General features: G+C 70.5%; 15 protein-coding genes. 11 read left to right on the top strand and 4 right to left on the bottom strand.

The features are described 5' to 3' along the window. Positions 1–46: 46 nt before the first annotated feature. From GJG85_RS13755 to ugpC, 7 genes are all read left to right on the top strand, one after another. Entirely contained in the window at positions 47–1003 is a 957-nt protein-coding gene (locus GJG85_RS13755) for a sugar kinase (protein ID WP_050016991.1), read from the top strand. Next, on the top strand, positions 991–2355 hold the full coding sequence (locus GJG85_RS13750) for a D-tagatose-bisphosphate aldolase, class II, non-catalytic subunit (RefSeq protein ID WP_204383379.1): 1365 nt from the start codon (positions 991–993) through the stop codon (positions 2353–2355). The genes GJG85_RS13755 and GJG85_RS13750 overlap by 13 nt, the downstream gene beginning before the upstream one ends. A 71-nt stretch (positions 2356–2426) precedes the next feature. Continuing rightward, positions 2427–3752 carry a sugar ABC transporter substrate-binding protein gene (locus tag GJG85_RS13745; RefSeq protein ID WP_006477974.1) on the top strand — a complete coding sequence of 442 codons (1326 nt, stop codon included), beginning with the start codon at positions 2427–2429 and terminating at the stop codon, positions 3750–3752. 113 nt (positions 3753–3865) lie between these two features. Next, positions 3866–4819 (top strand): sugar ABC transporter permease, encoded by a 954-nt coding sequence (locus GJG85_RS13740; RefSeq protein WP_011546081.1) that lies wholly within the window; start codon positions 3866–3868, stop codon positions 4817–4819. Continuing rightward, on the top strand, positions 4816–5667 hold the full coding sequence (locus GJG85_RS13735; RefSeq protein ID WP_089488768.1) for a carbohydrate ABC transporter permease: 852 nt from the start codon (positions 4816–4818) through the stop codon (positions 5665–5667). Before GJG85_RS13740 ends, GJG85_RS13735 begins: the two co-directional genes overlap by 4 nt. Further along, the gene (locus GJG85_RS13730; protein ID WP_050016996.1) at positions 5664–6392 is read left to right on the top strand and encodes an HAD family phosphatase; all 729 of its coding nucleotides are present in this window, start codon (positions 5664–5666) and stop codon (positions 6390–6392) included. The genes GJG85_RS13735 and GJG85_RS13730 overlap by 4 nt, the downstream gene beginning before the upstream one ends. A 62-nt stretch (positions 6393–6454) precedes the next feature. Beyond that, positions 6455–7564 (top strand): sn-glycerol-3-phosphate ABC transporter ATP-binding protein UgpC, encoded by a 1110-nt coding sequence (gene ugpC / locus GJG85_RS13725; protein ID WP_089488767.1) that lies wholly within the window; start codon positions 6455–6457, stop codon positions 7562–7564. 100 nt (positions 7565–7664) lie between these two features. On the opposite strand, the gene GJG85_RS13720 is transcribed toward ugpC, so the two are convergent. From GJG85_RS13720 to GJG85_RS13705, 4 genes are all read right to left on the bottom strand, one after another. After that, the gene (locus tag GJG85_RS13720) at positions 7665–8621 is read right to left on the bottom strand and encodes a sugar-binding transcriptional regulator (RefSeq protein ID WP_034174431.1); all 957 of its coding nucleotides are present in this window, start codon (positions 8619–8621) and stop codon (positions 7665–7667) included. Positions 8622–8743: 122 nt separating this feature from the next. After that, positions 8744–10225, bottom strand: a complete 1482-nt coding sequence (gene xylB, locus GJG85_RS13715; protein ID WP_050017001.1) for a xylulokinase — start codon at positions 10223–10225, stop codon at positions 8744–8746. Positions 10226–10330: 105 nt separating this feature from the next. Then, positions 10331–11725, bottom strand: coding sequence for a D-arabinitol 4-dehydrogenase (gene dalD / locus GJG85_RS13710; protein ID WP_089488766.1), 1395 nt, complete (start codon positions 11723–11725; stop codon positions 10331–10333). 174 nt (positions 11726–11899) lie between these two features. After that, entirely contained in the window at positions 11900–12811 is a 912-nt protein-coding gene (locus tag GJG85_RS13705) for a LysR family transcriptional regulator (RefSeq protein ID WP_050017005.1), read from the bottom strand. Between the two features lie 99 nt (positions 12812–12910). Between GJG85_RS13705 and mdlC the strand changes: the two genes are divergently transcribed. The 4 genes from mdlC (at position 12911) to GJG85_RS13685 (ending at position 18628) form a co-directional block, all read left to right on the top strand. Then, positions 12911–14518 (top strand): benzoylformate decarboxylase, encoded by a 1608-nt coding sequence (gene mdlC / locus GJG85_RS13700; protein WP_124631682.1) that lies wholly within the window; start codon positions 12911–12913, stop codon positions 14516–14518. A 29-nt stretch (positions 14519–14547) separates the two neighbouring features. Next, a complete protein-coding gene (locus tag GJG85_RS13695) occupies positions 14548–15999 on the top strand; it encodes an aldehyde dehydrogenase family protein (protein ID WP_050017009.1) in 1452 nt (483 codons plus the stop codon). Positions 16000–16013: 14 nt separating this feature from the next. Then, a complete protein-coding gene (locus GJG85_RS13690) occupies positions 16014–16958 on the top strand; it encodes a 2-dehydropantoate 2-reductase (protein ID WP_050017011.1) in 945 nt (314 codons plus the stop codon). A 263-nt stretch (positions 16959–17221) separates the two neighbouring features. Beyond that, a complete protein-coding gene (locus GJG85_RS13685) occupies positions 17222–18628 on the top strand; it encodes an MFS transporter (RefSeq protein WP_050017013.1) in 1407 nt (468 codons plus the stop codon). Position 18629: the final 1 nt, after the last annotated feature.

Here is an 18629-nt window from a genome sequence, read left to right as displayed (position 1 = left end):
CGGCCCGCGACGCGGCGCCCGCCGTCGACCGAGGAGGGCTCGCCTGATGGCCGAGATCGTCGTCGCCGGCGAACTGCTGGCCGAATTCGTCGCCGCCGAGCGCGGCCAGGGTTTCGATACGCCCGGCCTGTTCGAAGGACCGTTCCCGAGCGGCGCGCCGGCGATCTTCGCCGATCAGGCCGCGCGGCTCGGCGCGCGCGTCGCATATGCGGGCTGTGTCGGCCGCGACGCGTTCGGCGATGCGATCGTCGCGCGGCTCGCCCGCGACGGCGTCGACGTCGCGCGCATTCGCCGCGTCGCGCGCCCGACCGGCACCGCATTCGTCGCGTATCGCGACGACGGTTCGCGCAGTTTCGTGTTCACGCTTTCGACCAGTGCGGCCGCGTGCGTCGATGCGTCCGACGTCGACACCGCGATGTTCGACGGCTGCCGCTACTTCCACGTGATGGGCTCGTCGCTGACGAGCGAATCGGCGATCGCGGCCGTGCAGCGCGGCGTGATCGAGGCCGCGCGCGCGGGCGCCAAGGTGTCGTTCGATCCGAACGTGCGGCCCGAAATGCTGAGCTTCCGCCCGATGCGCGCGGCGCTCGACGAGATGCTCGCCGCGTGTCACCTGTTCCTGCCGAGCGAAGCCGACCTGCCGTTCTTCTGCGGGCCGCAGCCGGCCGAGCGCGCGATCGCGGGCCTGCTCGCGACGCATCCGCTGCTCGAGCGCGTCGTGCTCAAGCGCGGCGCGCAAGGCAGCGTCGCGTTCGATCGCGCGAACCGGGCCGAAGCGCCGGCCTTTCCGGTCGACGAAGTCGATCCGACCGGCGCCGGCGACTGCTTCGGCGGCACGCTGGTCGCGAGCCTCGTCGCGGGCTTGGCCGTCGACGTCGCGCTGCGCCGCGCGAACGCGGCCGGTGCGATCGCGGTCACGCGGCGCGGCCCGATGGAAGGCAACAGCAGCGCGGCCGAGATCGACCGTTTCCTGACCGAACGAGGTATCGCATGTCCGGCCTGACGACCGTTGCCGAGCGCACGCGCACCGCGCACGCGGACACCGTGCTGCGGATGATCTTCGACGCGAACCGCGCGGACGCGCAGCGCGGCATCTATTCGATCTGCAGCGCGCACCGGCTCGTGCTGGAGGCCGCGTGCGAAGCCGCGCGAGCCGACGGCTCGCCGCTGCTGATCGAGGCGACCTGCAATCAGGTGAACCATCTCGGCGGCTATACGGGCATGACGCCCGCCGATTTTCGTCGCGACGTCGATGCGATCGCCGCACGCTGCGGGCTCGCGCCGTCGGCGCTCGTGCTTGGCGGCGACCATCTCGGCCCGAACCCGTGGCGGCACCGCCGCGCGGCCGACGCGATGCGTGAAGCGGCCGCGATGATCGCGGCCTACGTCGAAGCCGGTTTCGAAAAGATCCATCTCGATGCGAGCATGGCGTGCGCGGACGATCCGGCGCGGCTCGACGATCGCACGATCGCCGCGCGCGCGGCCGAGCTGTGCCGCGTCGCGGAAGACGCGGCGGCGCGCGCCGGGATCGCGCCCGTCTACGTGATCGGCACCGAGGTGCCGACGCCGGGCGGCGAAGTGAGCGGCGAGGCAAGTAACGACGCGAGCGGCGACGCGATCGCGCGGATCGCGGTCACGCGCAGCGACAGCATCGCGGCGACGCTCGACGCGCACCGCCGCGCGTTCGCGGCGGCCGGGCTCGACGATGCGTGGCTGCGCGTCGTCGCGATCGTCGCGCAGCCGGGCGTCGACTTCGACGATCGCCACGTGCTCGACTACGACAGCGCGAAGGCGGCGTCGCTCGGCGCGAGTATCCTGCAGACACCGCGCCTCGTATTCGAAGCGCATTCGACCGATTATCAGACCGAAGCCGCGCTCGCCGCGCTCGTGCGCGACCACTTCGCGGTGCTGAAGGTCGGCCCCGCGCTGACGTTCGCGCTGCGCGAGGCGCTGTTCGCGCTGACGTACATCGAGGACGCGCTGATCGACGACGTCGCGCAGCGCTCGCGGTTGCGCGACGTCGTCGACGCGGCGATGCGCGCGCAGCCCGAGCACTGGGCGCCGTACTACCGCGGCGACGAGACCGCGCAGCGGCTCGCGCGCCAGTTCAGCTACAGCGACCGCATCCGCTATTACTGGCTGCAGCCGGCCGTCGCGGCCGCGGTCGAGCAACTGTTCGACAACCTCGCGCGGCAGCCGGTGCCGGAGACGCTCGTCGCGCAGTGGCTGCCGGACGTCTACGCGGCGTGCCGCGCGGGCGGCCTCGCGAAGGAGCCGCGCGCATGGGTGCGCCACCGGATACGCGACGTGATCGCGCACTATGCGCGCGCGTGCGGGATGCAGCGGCCGGCATGACGGGCCGCGAAGGAAGCGACGCAACACCACGCAAGACCGACGACATTTCGAACAATCACAGGAGACATGCCATGCAACGAAAGATGCTCGACGCCGCCGCACGCTGTTTCGCCGGAGCCGCGCTCGCGACGGCGGCCTGCGCGGCGTCCGCCGGCACGCTGACGATCGCGACGCTGAACAATCCCGACATGATCGAGTTGAAGAAGCTGTCGCCGGCGTTCGAGAAGGCGAACCCCGACATCAAGCTGAACTGGGTGATCCTCGAGGAGAACGTGCTGCGCCAGCGCGCGACGACCGACATCACGACCGGCAGCGGCCAGTTCGACGTGATGGCGATCGGCACCTACGAAACGCCGCAGTGGGGCAAGCGCGGCTGGCTCGCGCCGATCACGGGCCTGCCCGCCGACTACGACCTGAACGACATCGTGAAGACCGCGCGCGACAGCCTGTCGTACAACGGCCAGCTGTACGCGCTGCCGTTCTACGTCGAAAGCTCGATGACGTTCTACCGCAAGGACCTGTTCGCGGCGAAGGGGCTGAAGATGCCCGACCAGCCGACCTACGACCAGATCGCCGAATTCGCGGACAAGCTGACCGACAAGTCGAAGGGCACCTACGGGATCTGCCTGCGCGGCAAGGCCGGCTGGGGCGAGAACATGGCGTACGTGTCGACGGTCGTGAACACGTTCGGCGGGCGGTGGTTCGACGAGAACTGGAATGCGCAGCTCACGTCGCCCGAATGGAAGAAGGCGATCAATTTCTACGTGAACCTGCTGAAGAAGAACGGCCCGCCGGGCGCGAGCTCGAACGGCTTCAACGAGAACCTGACGCTGACCGCATCGGGCAAGTGCGCGATGTGGATCGACGCGACGGTCGCGGCCGGGATGCTCTACAACAAGCAGCAGTCGCAGGTGGCCGACAAGATCGGCTTCGCGGCGGCGCCGGTCGCCGCGACGCCGAAGGGCTCGCACTGGCTGTGGGCGTGGGCGCTGGCCGTGCCGAAGACGTCGAAGCAGCAGGACGCCGCGCGCAAGTTCATCGCGTGGGCGACGTCGAAGCAGTACATCGAGATGGTCGGCAAGGACGAAGGCTGGGCGTCGGTGCCGCCGGGCACGCGCACGTCGACGTATCAGCGCGCCGAGTACAAGGCCGCCGCGCCGTTCTCGGACTTCGTGCTGAAGGCGATCGAGACGGCCGACCCGAACGATCCGTCGCTGAAGAAGGTGCCGTACACGGGCGTGCAGTACGTCGGGATTCCTGAATTCCAGTCGTTCGGCACGGTGGTCGGCCAGTCGATCGCGGGCGCGGTCGCGGGCCAGATGTCGGTCGACCAGGCGCTCGCCGCGGGCCAGGCCGCCGCCGACCGCGCAGTGCGGCAGGCAGGCTACAAGAAGTAACGCGCAAGCCGTCGCGCGGCCCGCGTCGTGCGCCATCGCACACGGCGCGGGCCGGCGAGGCCGACAGGCGGGCAGGCCGTTCGCGCCCGCGCATCAACCGGAGGGACTCCGTCATGCGTCACCTGCGTCTTCCCCTGAGTCACGCTCACGCGCCGTCGGTCGGCGACGCGTCGTCGCCGCCCGGCGCGCCGCGCCGTGCGCGCGGCGGCGCGAGCTGGCTCGTGTCGCCGTCCGTCGCGGTGCTGCTGCTGTGGATGTCGATTCCGCTCGCGATGACGATCTGGTATTCGTTCTCGCGCTACAACCTGCTGAACCCGGACGTGAAGGGCTTCGCCGGGTTCGACAACTACCGCTTCCTCGCGACCGATCCGTCGTTCCTGCCGGCGATCTGGCACACGCTCGTGCTGATCGGTGCGGTGCTCGCGATCACCGTGATCGGCGGCGTGCTGATGGCCGTGCTGTTCGACCGCAAGTTCTACGGGCAGGGCGTCGCGCGCCTGCTCGCGATCGCGCCGTTCTTCGTGATGCCGACGGTTTCCGCGCTGATCTGGAAGAACATGATCCTGCATCCGGTGTACGGGCTCGTCGCGAACGCGATGCGCGCGCTCGGGATGACGCCGATCGACTGGTTCGCCGACTACCCGTTGACCGCGGTGATCATCATCGTTGCATGGCAGTGGCTGCCGTTCGCGTTCCTGATCCTGTTCACCGCGATCCAGTCGCTCGACCAGGAGCAGAAGGAAGCCGCGCGCATCGACGGCGCCGGCCCGATCGCGATGTTCTTCTACATCACGCTGCCGCACCTGAAGCGCGCGATCGCCGTGGTCGTGATGATGGAGACGATCTTCCTGCTGTCGATCTTCGCGGAAATCTACACGACGACCGGCGGCGGCCCCGGCGACGCGACGACCAACCTGTCGTACCTGATCTATGCGCTCGGCCTGCAGCAGTTCGACGTCGGCCTCGCGTCCGCGGGCGGCATCATCGCCGTCGTGGTCGCGAACGTCGTGTCGTTCTTCCTGGTGCGGATGCTCGCGCGCAACCTGAAAGGGGAGTACGAAAAATGAGCGACCTGACCTTGGCGGGCCGGCGCACGCCGGCCGTGTTCGACCTCGTGCGGCGTGCGCTGCCCGGCACGCTCGCGTGGCTGATCGCGCTGTTGCTGTTCTTCCCGATCTTCTGGATGGCGATCACCGCGTTCAAGACCGAGCAGCAGGCGTACGCGTCGTCGCTGTTCTTCATCCCGACGCTCGACAGCTTTCGCGAGGTGTTCGCGCGCAGCAACTACTTCGGGTTCGCGTGGAATTCGATCCTGATCTCGGCCGGCGTCACCGTGATCTCGCTGCTGTTCGCGGTGCCGGCCGCGTACGCGATGGCGTTCTTCCCGAACCACCGCACGCAGAAGGTGCTGCTGTGGATGCTGTCGACGAAGATGATGCCGTCGGTCGGCGTGCTCGTGCCGATCTACCTGCTGTGGAAGAACGCGGGGCTGCTCGATACGGTGTCGGGGCTCGTGGTCGTCTACACGCTGATCAACCTGCCGATCGCGGTGTGGATGACCTTCACGTACTTCAACGAAATCCCGAAGGACATCCTGGAGGCCGGGCGGATCGATGGCGCATCGACGTGGCAGGAGATCGTCTACCTGCTGATGCCGATGGCGCTGCCGGGGCTCGCGTCCACCGCGCTGCTGCTCGTGATCCTGTCGTGGAACGAGGCGTTCTGGAGCATCAACCTGTCGAGCTCGAACGCCGCGCCGCTGACCGTATTCATCGCGTCGTACTCGAGCCCCGAAGGCTTGTTCTGGGCGAAGCTGTCCGCGGCGTCGCTGCTCGCGGTCGCGCCGATCCTGATCGTCGGCTGGTTGTCGCAGAAGCAGCTCGTGCGCGGGCTCACGTTCGGGGCGGTTAAATGAGCGATGCAAGCAAAGGTGCGGCTGGCAAACGTACGACCGGTCACGGCGTGAACGTGCTGATCTGCGATTGCGACGGCGTGCTGATCGACAGCGAGGCCGTGGCCGCCGACGTGATCGTGCGCGAACTCGATGCACGCTGGCCAGGGGTCGACGCACGGCCGGCCGTGATGCCGCTGCTCGGGCTGCGCATCGAGCGCGTGCTGGCCGGCGCGAGCGACGCCGTGGGCCGCACGCTATCGGCCGGCGACGTCGACGCGATCCGCTGCGCGGTCGAGGCGGCGGCCGTGAATGCGCCGATGGTCGAAGGCATCGACGCGGCGCTGGCCGCGATCGACCTGACGACGGCCTGCGCGAGCAACAGCTACCGCACGTACGTCGAAGCGGCGCTCGCGCGCACCGGCCTCGCGCGCTTCTTCGGCGACCGGCTGTTCTGCGCGGATTCGGTCGCGCGGCCGAAGCCGGCGCCGGACGTGTATCTGGCAGCCGCACGCACGCTCGGCGCGGTGCCCGCGCAATGCCTCGTCGTCGAGGACAGCGTGACCGGCATCACCGCCGCGGCCGCGGCCGGCATGACCGTGCTCGGCTTCATCGGCGGCGGGCACGCATCGGCGGCCCAGATCGACGCGCTGCGCGGCATCGGCGCGCGTCACGTATTCGACGACATGCACGAGCTGCCCGGCTACGTCGCGCGCTGGCAGGCGACGGGCGAGGTGCTGCCGAACTAGCAATCAGGAACGAAGGCGCGCCGCTTTCAACGCGGCGCATCACGAACGAACGGAGACAGATCATGGCAAGCGTGCTCCTGCGCAACATCGCGAAGCGCTACGACGACACCGAAGTGCTGCGCAACGTGAACCTCGACATCGCCGACGGCGAATTCGTCGTGTTCGTCGGCCCGAGCGGCTGCGGCAAATCCACGCTGATGCGGATGATTGCCGGCCTCGAAGACATTTCGAACGGCGACCTGCTGATCGACGGCGCGAAGGTCAACGACGTGCCGAGCGCGAAGCGCGGCATCGCGATGGTGTTCCAGTCGTATGCGCTGTACCCGCACATGACGCTGTACGACAACATGGCGTTCGGCTTGAAGCTCGCCGGCGCGAAGAAGCCCGAGATCGACCAGGCGGTGAAGCAGGCCGCGAAAATCCTGCACATCGATCATCTGCTCGACCGCAAGCCGAAGCAACTGTCGGGCGGCCAGCGGCAGCGCGTCGCGATCGGTCGCGCGATCACGCGCAAGCCGAAGGTGTTCCTGTTCGACGAGCCGCTGTCGAACCTCGACGCCGCGCTGCGCGTGAAGATGCGGCTGGAATTCGCGCGACTGCACGACGAGCTGAAGACGACGATGATCTACGTGACGCACGACCAGGTCGAGGCGATGACGCTCGCCGACAAGATCGTCGTGCTGTCGGGCGGCGCGGTGCAGCAGGTCGGCACGCCGAACGCGCTCTATCACGCGCCGGCGAACCAGTTCGTCGCGGGCTTCATCGGCTCGCCGAAGATGAACTTCCTGAAGGGCACGGTCGAATCGGCCGATGCGGGCTGCGTGCTCGTGCGCTTCGACAGCGGCGAGACGCAGCGTGTCGCGGTGGACGCGGCGGGGCTGCAACGCGGCGCCGCGGTGACGGTCGGCGTGCGGCCCGAGCATCTGCTGGTCGATGCGGCGGCGGCGGGCGTCGCCGCGCGGACGATGGCCGTCGAGTCGCTCGGCGATGCCGCATATCTGTATGCGGAATCGGCCGTCGCGCCGGACGGGCTGATCGCGCGGATTCCGCCGCTCGACACGTACCGCACCGGCGACCCACTGCGCGTGCATGTGCAGGCGGAGCACTGCCACCTGTTCGACGAGAACGGGCAGGCGTTCCGGCGGCTGAGCGTGCACGCGAAGGCGGCGTGACGCGTCGGTGTTCGGCGGTTTGCGCGTCGATCGTGCGTCCCCCGCGGTAGCGCGAAGCAATGCCGGTACGGCCGAGCGCCGCGCAGGATCCATGGCCGCGTCAGGCCGCCTTCGCCGCGAGCGCGGCGCGCGCGCACGCTTCGTCGGTGACGAGCCCCGACAGCCAGCCGCCGCGCAGCGCGGCAATCACCGCGTCGTGTTTCTTCGGGCCGCCGGCGAACGCGATCGTCGGCAGCTTCGGCGGCGTGGCGAGCGCGACGCTGGTCACGCGCGCGCTCGTCGACACGGTGATCTGCGTGCCCTGCGCGTCGATCGGCACGCCGAGCAGCTCGGCCACCGCGCCGAGCGCGGTCATCTCGTCGCGCTCCTGTTCGGTGATGAAGCCGTCTTCGTAGAGCGGGCAGTGCGGGCCGATGTTGCCGATCCCGACGAACGCGACGTCGGCCTCGCCGGACAGCGCCTCGACGATCCGGTACAGCCGGTGGTTGCACCACTGCGCGCGTTCGGCGTCGCTGTCGGCGAACAGCGGCGCGGGCAGCAGGAAATGCTTGCTGCCGGTTTTCTCGGAGATGTACTGCGCGACGTCGTAGCGGTTCGACGAACCGTCGGCCGCGATCGCGCCGACCATCGACACGAGCCGGTGCTGCGGGCGGTCGATCTGCGCGATCTGCGCGACCGCGGCCTTCAGCGTCCGGCCGCTGCTGACCGCGATCACCATCGGTCGCGTCTCGTTCAGGTAGCGCTCCATCACCTGCGCGCCGGCGACCGCGAGCTTGCGGTCGATCGCGTCGGGCGCATCGGCGTCGACGGGCACGACTTCGCACATCGCGAGGCCGTAGCGTTTCGACAGCTGCGCGCCGAGGTCGAGACAGTCGGCGAGCCGATGGTCGACGCGCACGCGGATCAGGTTCTTCTCGACCGCGAACGCGACGAGGCGCTGCGCGACGGGGCGCGACACCTGCAGCTTTTCGGCGATTTCGTTCTGCGTGTCGCCCGCGACGTAATAGAGCCACGCGGCGCGCGTGGCGAGATCGAGTTTTTCTGAGGACTTGGACACGATAGCGATTCGGTTCGGATCGGGGGGGCCGCCCTGCGGGCCGGCCGGCGGGCCGCATGACGGCATCCACTGTAACGCATGTCGCGCGGCTGGCCTGCGGCCGGCCGTGCGACGGAGCGCGCCTACGCGAGCCGCGCGCGCGACGGCTCGTACAGCGGCCGCACGTGACGGTACAGCGTGCGGAACGCATCGAGGCGTTCGCGCAGCCGCGCATGGCGAGCGGCATCCGGTGCGTATTCGGCGCGTACCGGCGGCTTGGTCAGCACCGTATGCGCGTCGCCGCCGACGGCCAGCCAGCCGAGCCGAGCCGCGCCGAGCGCCGCGCCCGTTTCGCCGCCGCCGATCTGCTGCGTGCGCACGTTCAGCGCGTCCGCGATCAGTTGCGCCCAGAACGCGCTGCGCGCACCGCCGCCGATCAGCGACAGCTGGTCGGTTTCGACGCCGGCCGCGTGCAGCGCGTCGAGGCCGTCGGCGAGGCCGAGCGTCACGCCTTCGAGCACCGCGTAGCCCAAGTGCGCGCGCTCGGTCGCATGCGTCATCCCGAAGAACACGCCCTGCGCGTATGGATCGTTGTGCGGCGTGCGTTCGCCGGACAGGTAGGGCAGGAACAGCGGCGCCGCCGCGAGCGCGTCGGGATCGAGCGCCTCGACTTCGGCGAGCAGCGCGGGCTCGTCGGTGCCGGTCAGCTTGCAGACCCAGCGCAGGCAACTCGCGGCCGACAGCACGACGCTCATCAGTTGCCAGCGATCGGGAATCGCATGGCAGAACGCATGCACGGCCGACGCGGGATTCGGCATGAAGCGATCGCCGACCACGCTCAGCACGCCCGACGTGCCGAGCGACACGAAGCCGTCGCCCGCGTGGATCGCGCCGATGCCGAGCGCGCTCGTCGCGTTGTCGCCGCCGCCGCCCGCGACCAGCACGGCCTCCGACAGCCCGAGCTCGCGTGCGACGTCCGCGCGCAGCGTGCCGGACGGCGCGTTGCCTTCGACGATGCGCGGCATCTGCTCGCGCGTCATCCCGCACGCGGCGAGCAGCGCATCGGACCAGTCGCGGCGCGCGACGTCGAGCCACAGCGTGCCGGCCGCGTCGGACGGATCGGACACTTTCGCGCCGGTCAGCCGGAACCGCAGGTAATCCTTCGGCATCAGCACGCACGCGGTGGCCGCGAACACGTCGGGTTCGTGCGTCGCGACCCACAGCAGCTTCGGCGCGGTGAAGCCGGGCATCGCGAGGTTGCCGGCCAGCGCGTGGAGGTCGGGCGCACGTTCGGTGAGCAGCGCGCATTCGTCGGCGCTGCGCATGTCGTTCCACAGGATCGCGGGGCGCAGCACGCGGTCGTCGCGGCCGAGCAGCACCGCGCCGTGCATCTGGCCCGACAGGCCGATGCCGCGCACCTGCGCGAAAGCGTGGGGATGCCGTTCGCGCAGCGCCGCGAGCGCGGCGAGCGTGCCTTGCCACCAGTCGTCCGGATGCTGTTCCGCCCAGCGCGGGTGCGGGCGCGACACGGTGAACGGCGAGCCCGCGGTGCCGACCACCGCGCCGTCCGGGGCCAGCAGCAGCACCTTCACTTCCGAGGTGCCGAGGTCGATGCCGAGATACATGAGCGATCCGTTCGGTCGGTGAGGAGCCGCTACTTTAGCCGTGCCGCACGGCCTGTGCCAAGCGGGTTCGCCCGGCTGCGCGGCCGGGCGCCGGCGCGCGCGTCGTCAACGCGCGGCGAGCCAGGCGTCGACGCGCGCGAGCCCGGCGCGCAACGCATCGAACAGCGCCGCGTTGCCGGCGAGCGAGCCCCACAGCGCGCGGTTGGCGCACAGCGCGACGACGGGGTCGTCGGCTTCGACGATCGCGCGTGCGCTGCTGTCGTCCATCACGCCGTCCTGGTACGCATAGGGCAGCGTGCCGCGCGCCCAGCGTTCGAGAAAGCGCAGGAACAGCGCGGGCAGCACGGCGGTGGCGACCGGCGCGGCGCCGCGCGCGAACGATTCGACGAGCGTCGGCGCGATGAAGCCGGGAATCTTCGAGAAGCCGTCGGCCGCGACGCGCTGGTTCGTGTCGAGCACGTACGGGTTGCCGAAGCGCTCCAGCACGACGTCGCGATAGCGCGCGAGATCGAGCGGGCTCGGCGTGAGGCACGGGATCACGTCCTGCGTCACGTAGTCGTGCGCGAAGCGGCGGATCGCCGCGTCGTGCGTGCCTTCATGGATGTAGGTGTAGCCCGCGAGCGTGCCGGCCCACGCGATGCAGCTGTGCGTCGCGTTAAGGATGCGGATCTTCGCTTCCTCGTACGGATGCACGTCGTCGACGAGTTCCGCGCCGGCCAGTTCCCAGCGCGGCCGGCCGGCCGCGAAGCGATCCTCGATCACCCACTGGATGAACGATTCGCCCATCACCGGGCACGCGTCGTCGATGCCGGTGGCCGCCCGCACGCGCTCGCGCACGTCGGCGGTCGGGCGCGGCGTGATGCGGTCGACCATCGCGCTCGGCGTCGCGACGTGCGCATCGAACCACGCGAGCAGGCCGCCGTCGCCGCGCCGTTCGAGGAATTCGCGCATCCCCGCGCGAAAGCGTGCGCCGTTGTTGCGCAGGTTGTCGCAGCTCTGCAGCGTGAGTGGGCCCGCGCCGCGCTTCACACGTTCGGCGAGCAGCGCCGCGAGCGCGCCGTACAGCGTCGTGCGCGCGCCCTGCAGGTCGGCGGCGAGATCGGCGTTCGCGACGTCGAGCCGGTTGTGTTCGTCGAGGTAGTAACCGCCTTCGGTGACGGTGAACGACACGATCCGGCAGGCTGGATCGGCGCCCGCGTCGATCAGCGCGGCGAGGTCGATCGACCACGGCAGCACGCGCGTGATCGCACGGATCGTCTCGTACGCGCGCTCGCCTTGCGGCGTGACGGTTTCGAGCGTGTACGCGCCGTGCTGGGCGGCCAGTGCGTCCATCGTCGCGCGCATGTCGTCGCGGATGTTGCCGATGGTCAGCGACCAGCGTTCGTCGGCCGGCACGGCCGCGTTCACGCGATGCAGATACCACGCCTGGTGCGCGCGGTGAAACGAGCCCGCGCCGATGTGCAGCAGCACGGGCGCGTGGGCGGAGGGCGATTCGCTCATCCGTGTCTCCTGTTCCTGGCTGTCTATCCTGTCGAATACGATCATTTGCTCTTTGTGTGAGCGAATGATCGTATTCGGGCGAGCGAAAGTCAAGGCGCGGACACGGCATTTCGATGGTGCGCTGCGGTGGCGTACGGGGCAGGGCGAGTGGGGCGGCGCCGGCGGAAAAAGGCGTCAGCGCCCTTCGCGCGTGAGGGCGACGAGTTCGTCGAGCAGCTTGCCGGCCGGCCCCGGCAGGATCCCGTGGCGGCGCCGGAACGCGGTGAGCGTGCGCACCGCGACGACTTCGCGTACCGGCAGCGTATCGATCGTGCCGGCGCGCCGTTCGGCGCCGACCATCGGCTCGGCCATCCAGCTGAGGAAGCCCGCATGCGCGACCAGGCTTTTCAGCGTGATGACCGAGCGCGTCTCGACCGCGATGTCGGGCAACGGCAGCCCGTGCGCGTCGAAGGTCGCGCGCATGTGGTCGAACGGCGCGGTGCCGCGCGGCGGAATCGCCCAGCGCGCGTGCAGCGTATCGGCGAGCGTCGGTGCGCGGCCGAGCGCGCGCAGCGGATGGTGCGGCGCCGCAACGATATGGCTGCGATCTTCCCAGCGGCATTCGGGAATCGCGACGATCTCGTCGGTATCGGGCCCGTGCGCGGACAGCGCGAGGTCGATCTCGTGCTTGATCAGCCCTTCCGCGAGCCGGTCCCACACGCCCTCGATGATTTCGACACGCAGGTTCGGCCAGCGGTCGAGCACGCGGCCGACCGCGACCGGCAGCACCAGGCTCGCGATGCTGCCCACCGTGCCGACCTTGATCGTGCCCTTCGCGAACCCGCGCATCGCGTCCAGTTCCTCGCGCGCATGCTCGGCTTCGTGCTGCAGCAGCGTCGCGTGCGGCAGCAACGCTTCGCCGAACGCGGTGAGTTGCACGCCCTTCGAATGGCGTTCGAACAGCGGCGCGCCGACCTGCTCCTCGAGCCGCTTCAGGATCCGGCTCAGCGCCGGCTGCGTGACATGCAGCGCGTCGGCCGCACGGCCGAGGCTGCCGCACGCGACGATCGTCGTAAACGCGCGCAATTGTCGGAGATCGAAAGTCATGCGGGGACGTAATGGCTTTTCGCAGAAAATACAGTATCCGTGAATGGCTTGCGCTTCGATACTGTGGAAACCGCCAAGCCATCGAGGAGACGCCCGAGCATGTCCGGCACCCCGTCCCATTCCGCCGCATCGATCACCGTCCGCGACGCCGTGATCGATTTGCTCCGCCAGTTCGGCATCGACCGCGTGTTCGGCAATCCCGGCTCGACCGAGCTGCCGATGTTCCGCGACTTCCCCGACGATTTCCGCTACGTGCTCGGCCTGCACGAAGCCGTCGTGGTCGGGATGGCCGACGGCCATGCACAGGCCACTGGCAACGCGGCGGTCGTCAACCTGCATTCGGCGGCGGGCGTCGGCAACGCGATGGGCAATCTGTTCACAGCGTTCAAGAACCGCACGCCGCTGATCGTCACCGCGGGCCAGCAGGCGCGCGCGATTCTGCCGTTCGATCCGTTCCTTGGCGCGACGCAGGCCGCCGAGCTGCCGAAGCCGTACGTGAAATGGAGCATCGAGCCGGCGCGCGCGCAGGACGTGCCGGCCGCGATCGCGCGTGCGTACCGGATCGCGATGCAGGAGCCGCGCGGCCCCGTGTTCGTGTCGATCCCGGTCGACGACTGGGACCAGCCGGCCGAGTGGCTGCCGCGCCGTGACGTCAGCAGCGTCGTCCGGCCCGATCCGGACGCGCTCGCCCGGCTCGGCGACGCGCTCGACGCCGCGCGGCGCCCCGCGTTCGTGGTCGGCGCGGCCGTCGATCGCGCGGGCGCGTGGGACGACGTCGTGCGGCTCGCCGAGCGGCACCGTGCGCGCGTGTACGTCGCGCCGATGTCCGGGCGCTGCAGCTTTCCGGAGGACCATCCGCTGTTCGCCGGCTTCCTGAGCGCGATCCGCGAGAAGATCGTCGCGCGGCTCGACGGGCACGATCTCGTGTTCGCGTTCGGCGCGCCCGCGTTCACCTATCACATCGAGGGCTTCGGCCCGCACGTGCCGCCGGGCGCGACACTCGTGCAGCTCGTCGACGATCCGGGCGTCGCCGCGTGGACGCCGTCGGGCGATGCGGTCGTCGGCAATTTGCGGCTCGCCGCGCGTGATCTGCTGGCGCGGCCCGCGCCGCCCGAGCGGCCGATGCCCGAGGCGCGCGCGCCGCGGGTGCGCGTCGATGCGCCCGCCGCCGGCGAGCGGATGTCGGTCGCGTTCGCGCTGCAGACGCTCGCCGACGTGCGCGACGCGCAGGACATCGTCGTCGAGGAGGCGCCGAGCGCGCGGCCGGTGATGCAGGAGCATCTGCCGTTCACGCTCAGCGGCACGTTCTACACGATGGACAGCGGCGGGCTCGGCTACGGGATGCCGGCCGCCGTCGGCGTCGCGCTCGCGCGGCCGGGCCGGCGCGTGATCGGGCTGATCGGCGACGGCTCGAGCCTGTATTCGATCCAGGCGCTGTGGAGCGCCGCGCAACTGAAGCTGCCGATCACGTTCGTGATCCTGAACAACCGGCGTTACGCGGCGCTGCAGGATTTTGCGCCCGTGTTCGGCTTCGGCCCGAGCGACCCGGTGCAGGGCACCGATCTGCCCGACCTGGATTTCGTCGCGCTCGCGCGAGGGATGGGCTGCCGCGGCGTGCGCGTGGCCGATGCGGCGCGCCTGCGCGACACGCTGACCGACGCGTTGCGTGCGGCGACGCCAGTCGTCGTCGAAGTCGAGATTGCCTGACGCGCCGCGCGCGTCTTTCCGGAGATTCCATGCAAACCGTAGCGATGCTGATCGGCGGCGAACGCCGCCACTCGTCCAGCGGCGCGACCTTCGTGCGCCGCAACCCGCTCGACGGCGACATCGCGTCGGCCGCGCCCGCAGGCACCGTCGACGATGCGCGCGCGGCGGCCGATGCGGCTGCCCGTGCGTTTCCCGGCTGGGCCTCGCGCGGCCCCGGCGCGCGGCGCGCCTTGCTGCTGAAGGCGGCCGCCGCGCTCGAAGCGAAGCAAGAGCAGTTCGTCGCCGCGATGGCGGCTGAAACGGGCGCATCCGCGCTGTGGGCCGGCTTCAACGTGCAGCTCGCGGCGAGCGGGCTCGTCGAGGCCGCGTCGCTGACCACGCAGGTCGGCGGCGAGTTGATCCCGTCCGACGTGCCGGGCTCGCTCGCGATGGGCGTGCGGCAACCGGCCGGCGTCGTACTCGGCATCGCGCCGTGGAATGCCCCGGTGATCCTTGCGACGCGCGCGCTCGCGCTGCCGCTCGCGTGCGGCAACACGATCGTGCTGAAAGGCTCGGAGCTGTGCCCCGTCACGCACGGGCTGGTCGTCGAGGCGCTGCAGGAGGCCGGGCTGCCGCCGGGCGTCGTCAACTTCGTGACGAACGCGCCCGACGATGCGGGCGCCGTCGTCGACGCGCTGATCGCGCACCCGGCCGTGCGCCGCGTGAATTTCACCGGCTCGACGCGGGTCGGGCGGATCGTCGCCGAAGCGTGCGCGCGCCATCTGAAGCCGGCGGTGCTGGAGCTCGGCGGCAAGGCGCCGTTCGTCGTGCTCGACGATGCCGACCTCGACGCGGCGGTCGCCGCGGCCGCATTCGGCGCGTTCGCGAATTCCGGGCAGATCTGCATGTCGACCGAGCGCATCGTCGTCGACGCGTCGATCGCCGATGCGTTCGTCGCGAAGCTCGCCGCCAAGGCCGCGTCGCTGCCGCTCGGCGACCCGCGCCACGGGCCGGTCGTCCTTGGTTCGCTGATTGACACCAAGGCCGTCGAGCGCTGCAACGCGCTGATCGACGATGCGCTCGCGCACGGCGCGACGCTGCGGTGCGGCGGCAAGGCGGACAGCACGCTGTTTCCGGCGACGCTGCTCGACCACGTGACGCCGGCGATGCGCGTCTATGCGGAAGAATCGTTCGGCCCGGTGAAGGGCATCGTGCGCGTCGACGGCGAGGAGGCCGCGATCCGCTGCGCGAACGACAACGCGTTCGGGCTGGCGTCGGCCGTGTTCAGCCGCGACGTCGCGCGGGCGCTGCGCGTCGCGGCGCGCATCGAATCGGGCCTCTGTCACGTGAACGGCCCGACCGTGCACGACGAGGCGCAGATGCCGTTCGGCGGCGTGAAGGACAGCGGCTTCGGCCACTTCGGCGGCAACGCCGGCATCGCCGCGTTCACCGACCTGCGCTGGATCACCGTGCAGACGGCCCCGCGCCACTACCCATTCTGACGAGGCGGCCGACGATGAGAATCGCGATTCTGGGAGCGGGCGCGATGGGCTCGCTGTTCGGCGGGCGGCTCGCCGAAAGCGGCGAAGCCGTCACGCTGATCGACGTGAACGATGCGCATCTCGATGCAATCCGCCGCGACGGGCTGCGCATCGACGACGATCGCGGCGAACGGCGCATTCGCACGCTGCAGGCCGTGCGACCGGAAGCCGCGAATGCGGCCGCGGCCGGCGCGCCCGACACACCGTTCGACCTGCTGATCGTCTTCACGAAATCGCTGCACACGCGCGCGGCGCTCGATGGCGTGCGCGCGCTGCTGACGTCGGACACGTTCGTGCTGACGCTGCAGAACGGGCTCGGCAACGTCGAGACGCTGAATGCGTTCGTGCCGCTGGAGCGCATCCTGGTCGGCGTGACGACGTGGCCGGCCGATGCGGCCGGGCCCGCGCACGTGCGCTCGCACGGCGCAGGCACGATCCGCATGATGACGGCCGACGGCGCGGCGCGCCCGTTCACGGCGGCGGTGGCCGACGCGCTGTCGCGCGCGGGGCTCGCGTGCACGCTCGACGCCGACGTATGGGCCGCGATCTGGGAGAAGGTCGCGTTCAACGCGGCGCTCAACACGCTGTGCGCGGCGACGGGCTGCACCGTCGACCAGCTCGGCCATCATCACGACGGGCCGCGGCTCGCGCTCGCGATCGCGGCGGAGACGGCCGCCGTCGCGCGCGCGAAGGGCATCGCGGTCGATGGCGAGCGCATCGCGCGCAACGTCGAGCATGCGATCCGCGACCATCTCGGCCATCGCCCGTCGATGCTGCAGGACGTGCTCGCGGGGCGCCGCACCGAAATCGATGCGATCAGCGGCAAGGTCGTCGCGGCCGCACGCGAAACCGGCGTCGCGGTGCCGCATGCGGAGACGCTGCTCGCGCTGGTCCGGTTGATCGACGCGCGGACGAACTGAGCAACAGGCCGGCGGCCGGCTGGCGCCGCATGACGATACGGATGCCGTGCGCGCGAAGCAACGGCGCTGGATCTTGAAGGATGGGACGAGACACCGGTGCCGATCGATGAGCGCCGGTCGACTGCTGCACAGCATGAGATCCGGGCACGCGTGCGCGCGCCAGCCCGGACAACAGGAGACGCCATGAAAACCATCGAATACCGTTGTCTTGCCGCGCGCCGTTCGCGCCTCTTGCCGCCGACGCGCGGTGCATCGGAGGCCGCATGAGCACGCCCGACGCACTGAATGAACGGCGGCCGCCCTCGGTCGACATCGGCACGACGCTCGACGACGGGCCGTTCACGCCGATGCAGCGCGGCGTGGTGCTGCTCGCCGCGCTCGCGATCGTGCTCGACGGTTTCGACGGCCAGTTGATCGGTTTCGCGATTCCGGTGCTGATCCGCGAATGGGGCGTCACGCGCGGCGCGTTCGCGCCGGCCGTCGCGGCGGGGCTGGTCGGGATGGGGATCGGCAGCGCGTGCGCGGGGATCGTCGCGGACCGCTTCGGCCGCCGCCAGGCCGTGATCGGCAGCGTGTTCCTGTTCGGCATCGCGACCTGCGCGATCGGGTTCGCGCCCGACGTCGCGACGATCGCGATCCTGCGCTTTTGCGCGGGGCTCGGGATCGGCGGCGCGCTGCCGACGGCCACGACGATGACGGCCGAATACACGCCCGCGCGGCGTCGCACGATGATGGTGACCGCGACGATCGTCTGCGTGCCGCTCGGCGGGATGCTGGCCGGCCTGTTCGCGCACGAGGTGCTGCCGCGCTACGGCTGGCGCGGGCTGTTCTTCGCGGGCGGCGCGTTGCCGCTCGTGCTCGGCTTCGTGCTCGTGCGCGCGTTGCCCGAATCGCCGCGCTATCTGGCGCGGCGCCCCGCGCGCTGGCCGGAACTCGGCGCGCTGCTCGCGCGGATGCAGCGGCCGGTCGCGCCGGGCACCGTGTTCACCGATGCGAAGGACGCCCGCGCGCCGGGCGGCCGCGGCGGCTTCGGCGCGCTGTTCGCGAGCGGGCAGGCGCGCGACACGGTCGCGCTGTGGTGCGCGTTCTTCATGTGCCTGCTCGCCGTGTATGCGGCATTCAGCTGGCTGCCGACGATGCTCGCGGCGAGCGGGTTGAGCGTGTCGGTTGCGGGCTCGGGACTCACCGCGTACAACCTCGGCGGCGTGATCGGCGCGCTGTTGTGCGCGTGGGCGATCGCGCACGCGGGGTCGCGCTGGCCGCTCGCGCTGTGCAGCATCGGGGGCGCCGCGAGCGCGGTGTGGCTGATGGGCGTCGACGCGAGCCGCCACACGAACTGGCTGATCGTCGGGCTCGGCCTGCACGGGCTGTTCGTCAATGCGGTGCAGTCGACGATGTATGCGCTGTGCGCGTACATCTACCCGACGGCCGTGCGCGCGACGGGGACCGCGAGCGCGCTCGCGTTCGGCCGGCTCGGCGCGATTCTCAGCGCGTTCGCGGGCGCGCTCGTGATCACGGCGGGCGGCGCGGGCGCGTACCTGACGATGCTGGCCGTTGCGATGGGCGCGGTGTGCGTTGCGCTGCTCGCGGTGCGGCGGCACATTCCGCGGCTGTCGCGCGCGCAAACGCAGCCGCGCGAAGGGGACGAACTCGCCCGCACGTCGTCGTGAC

The sequence above is a fragment of the Burkholderia sp. MS389 genome, assembly GCF_016899425.1.
GTDB classification, from domain to species: Bacteria; Pseudomonadota; Gammaproteobacteria; order Burkholderiales; family Burkholderiaceae; genus Burkholderia; species Burkholderia sola.
Note: the sequence above shows the minus strand (reverse complement) of the source record. Positions and strands in the feature narration are given on the sequence as shown.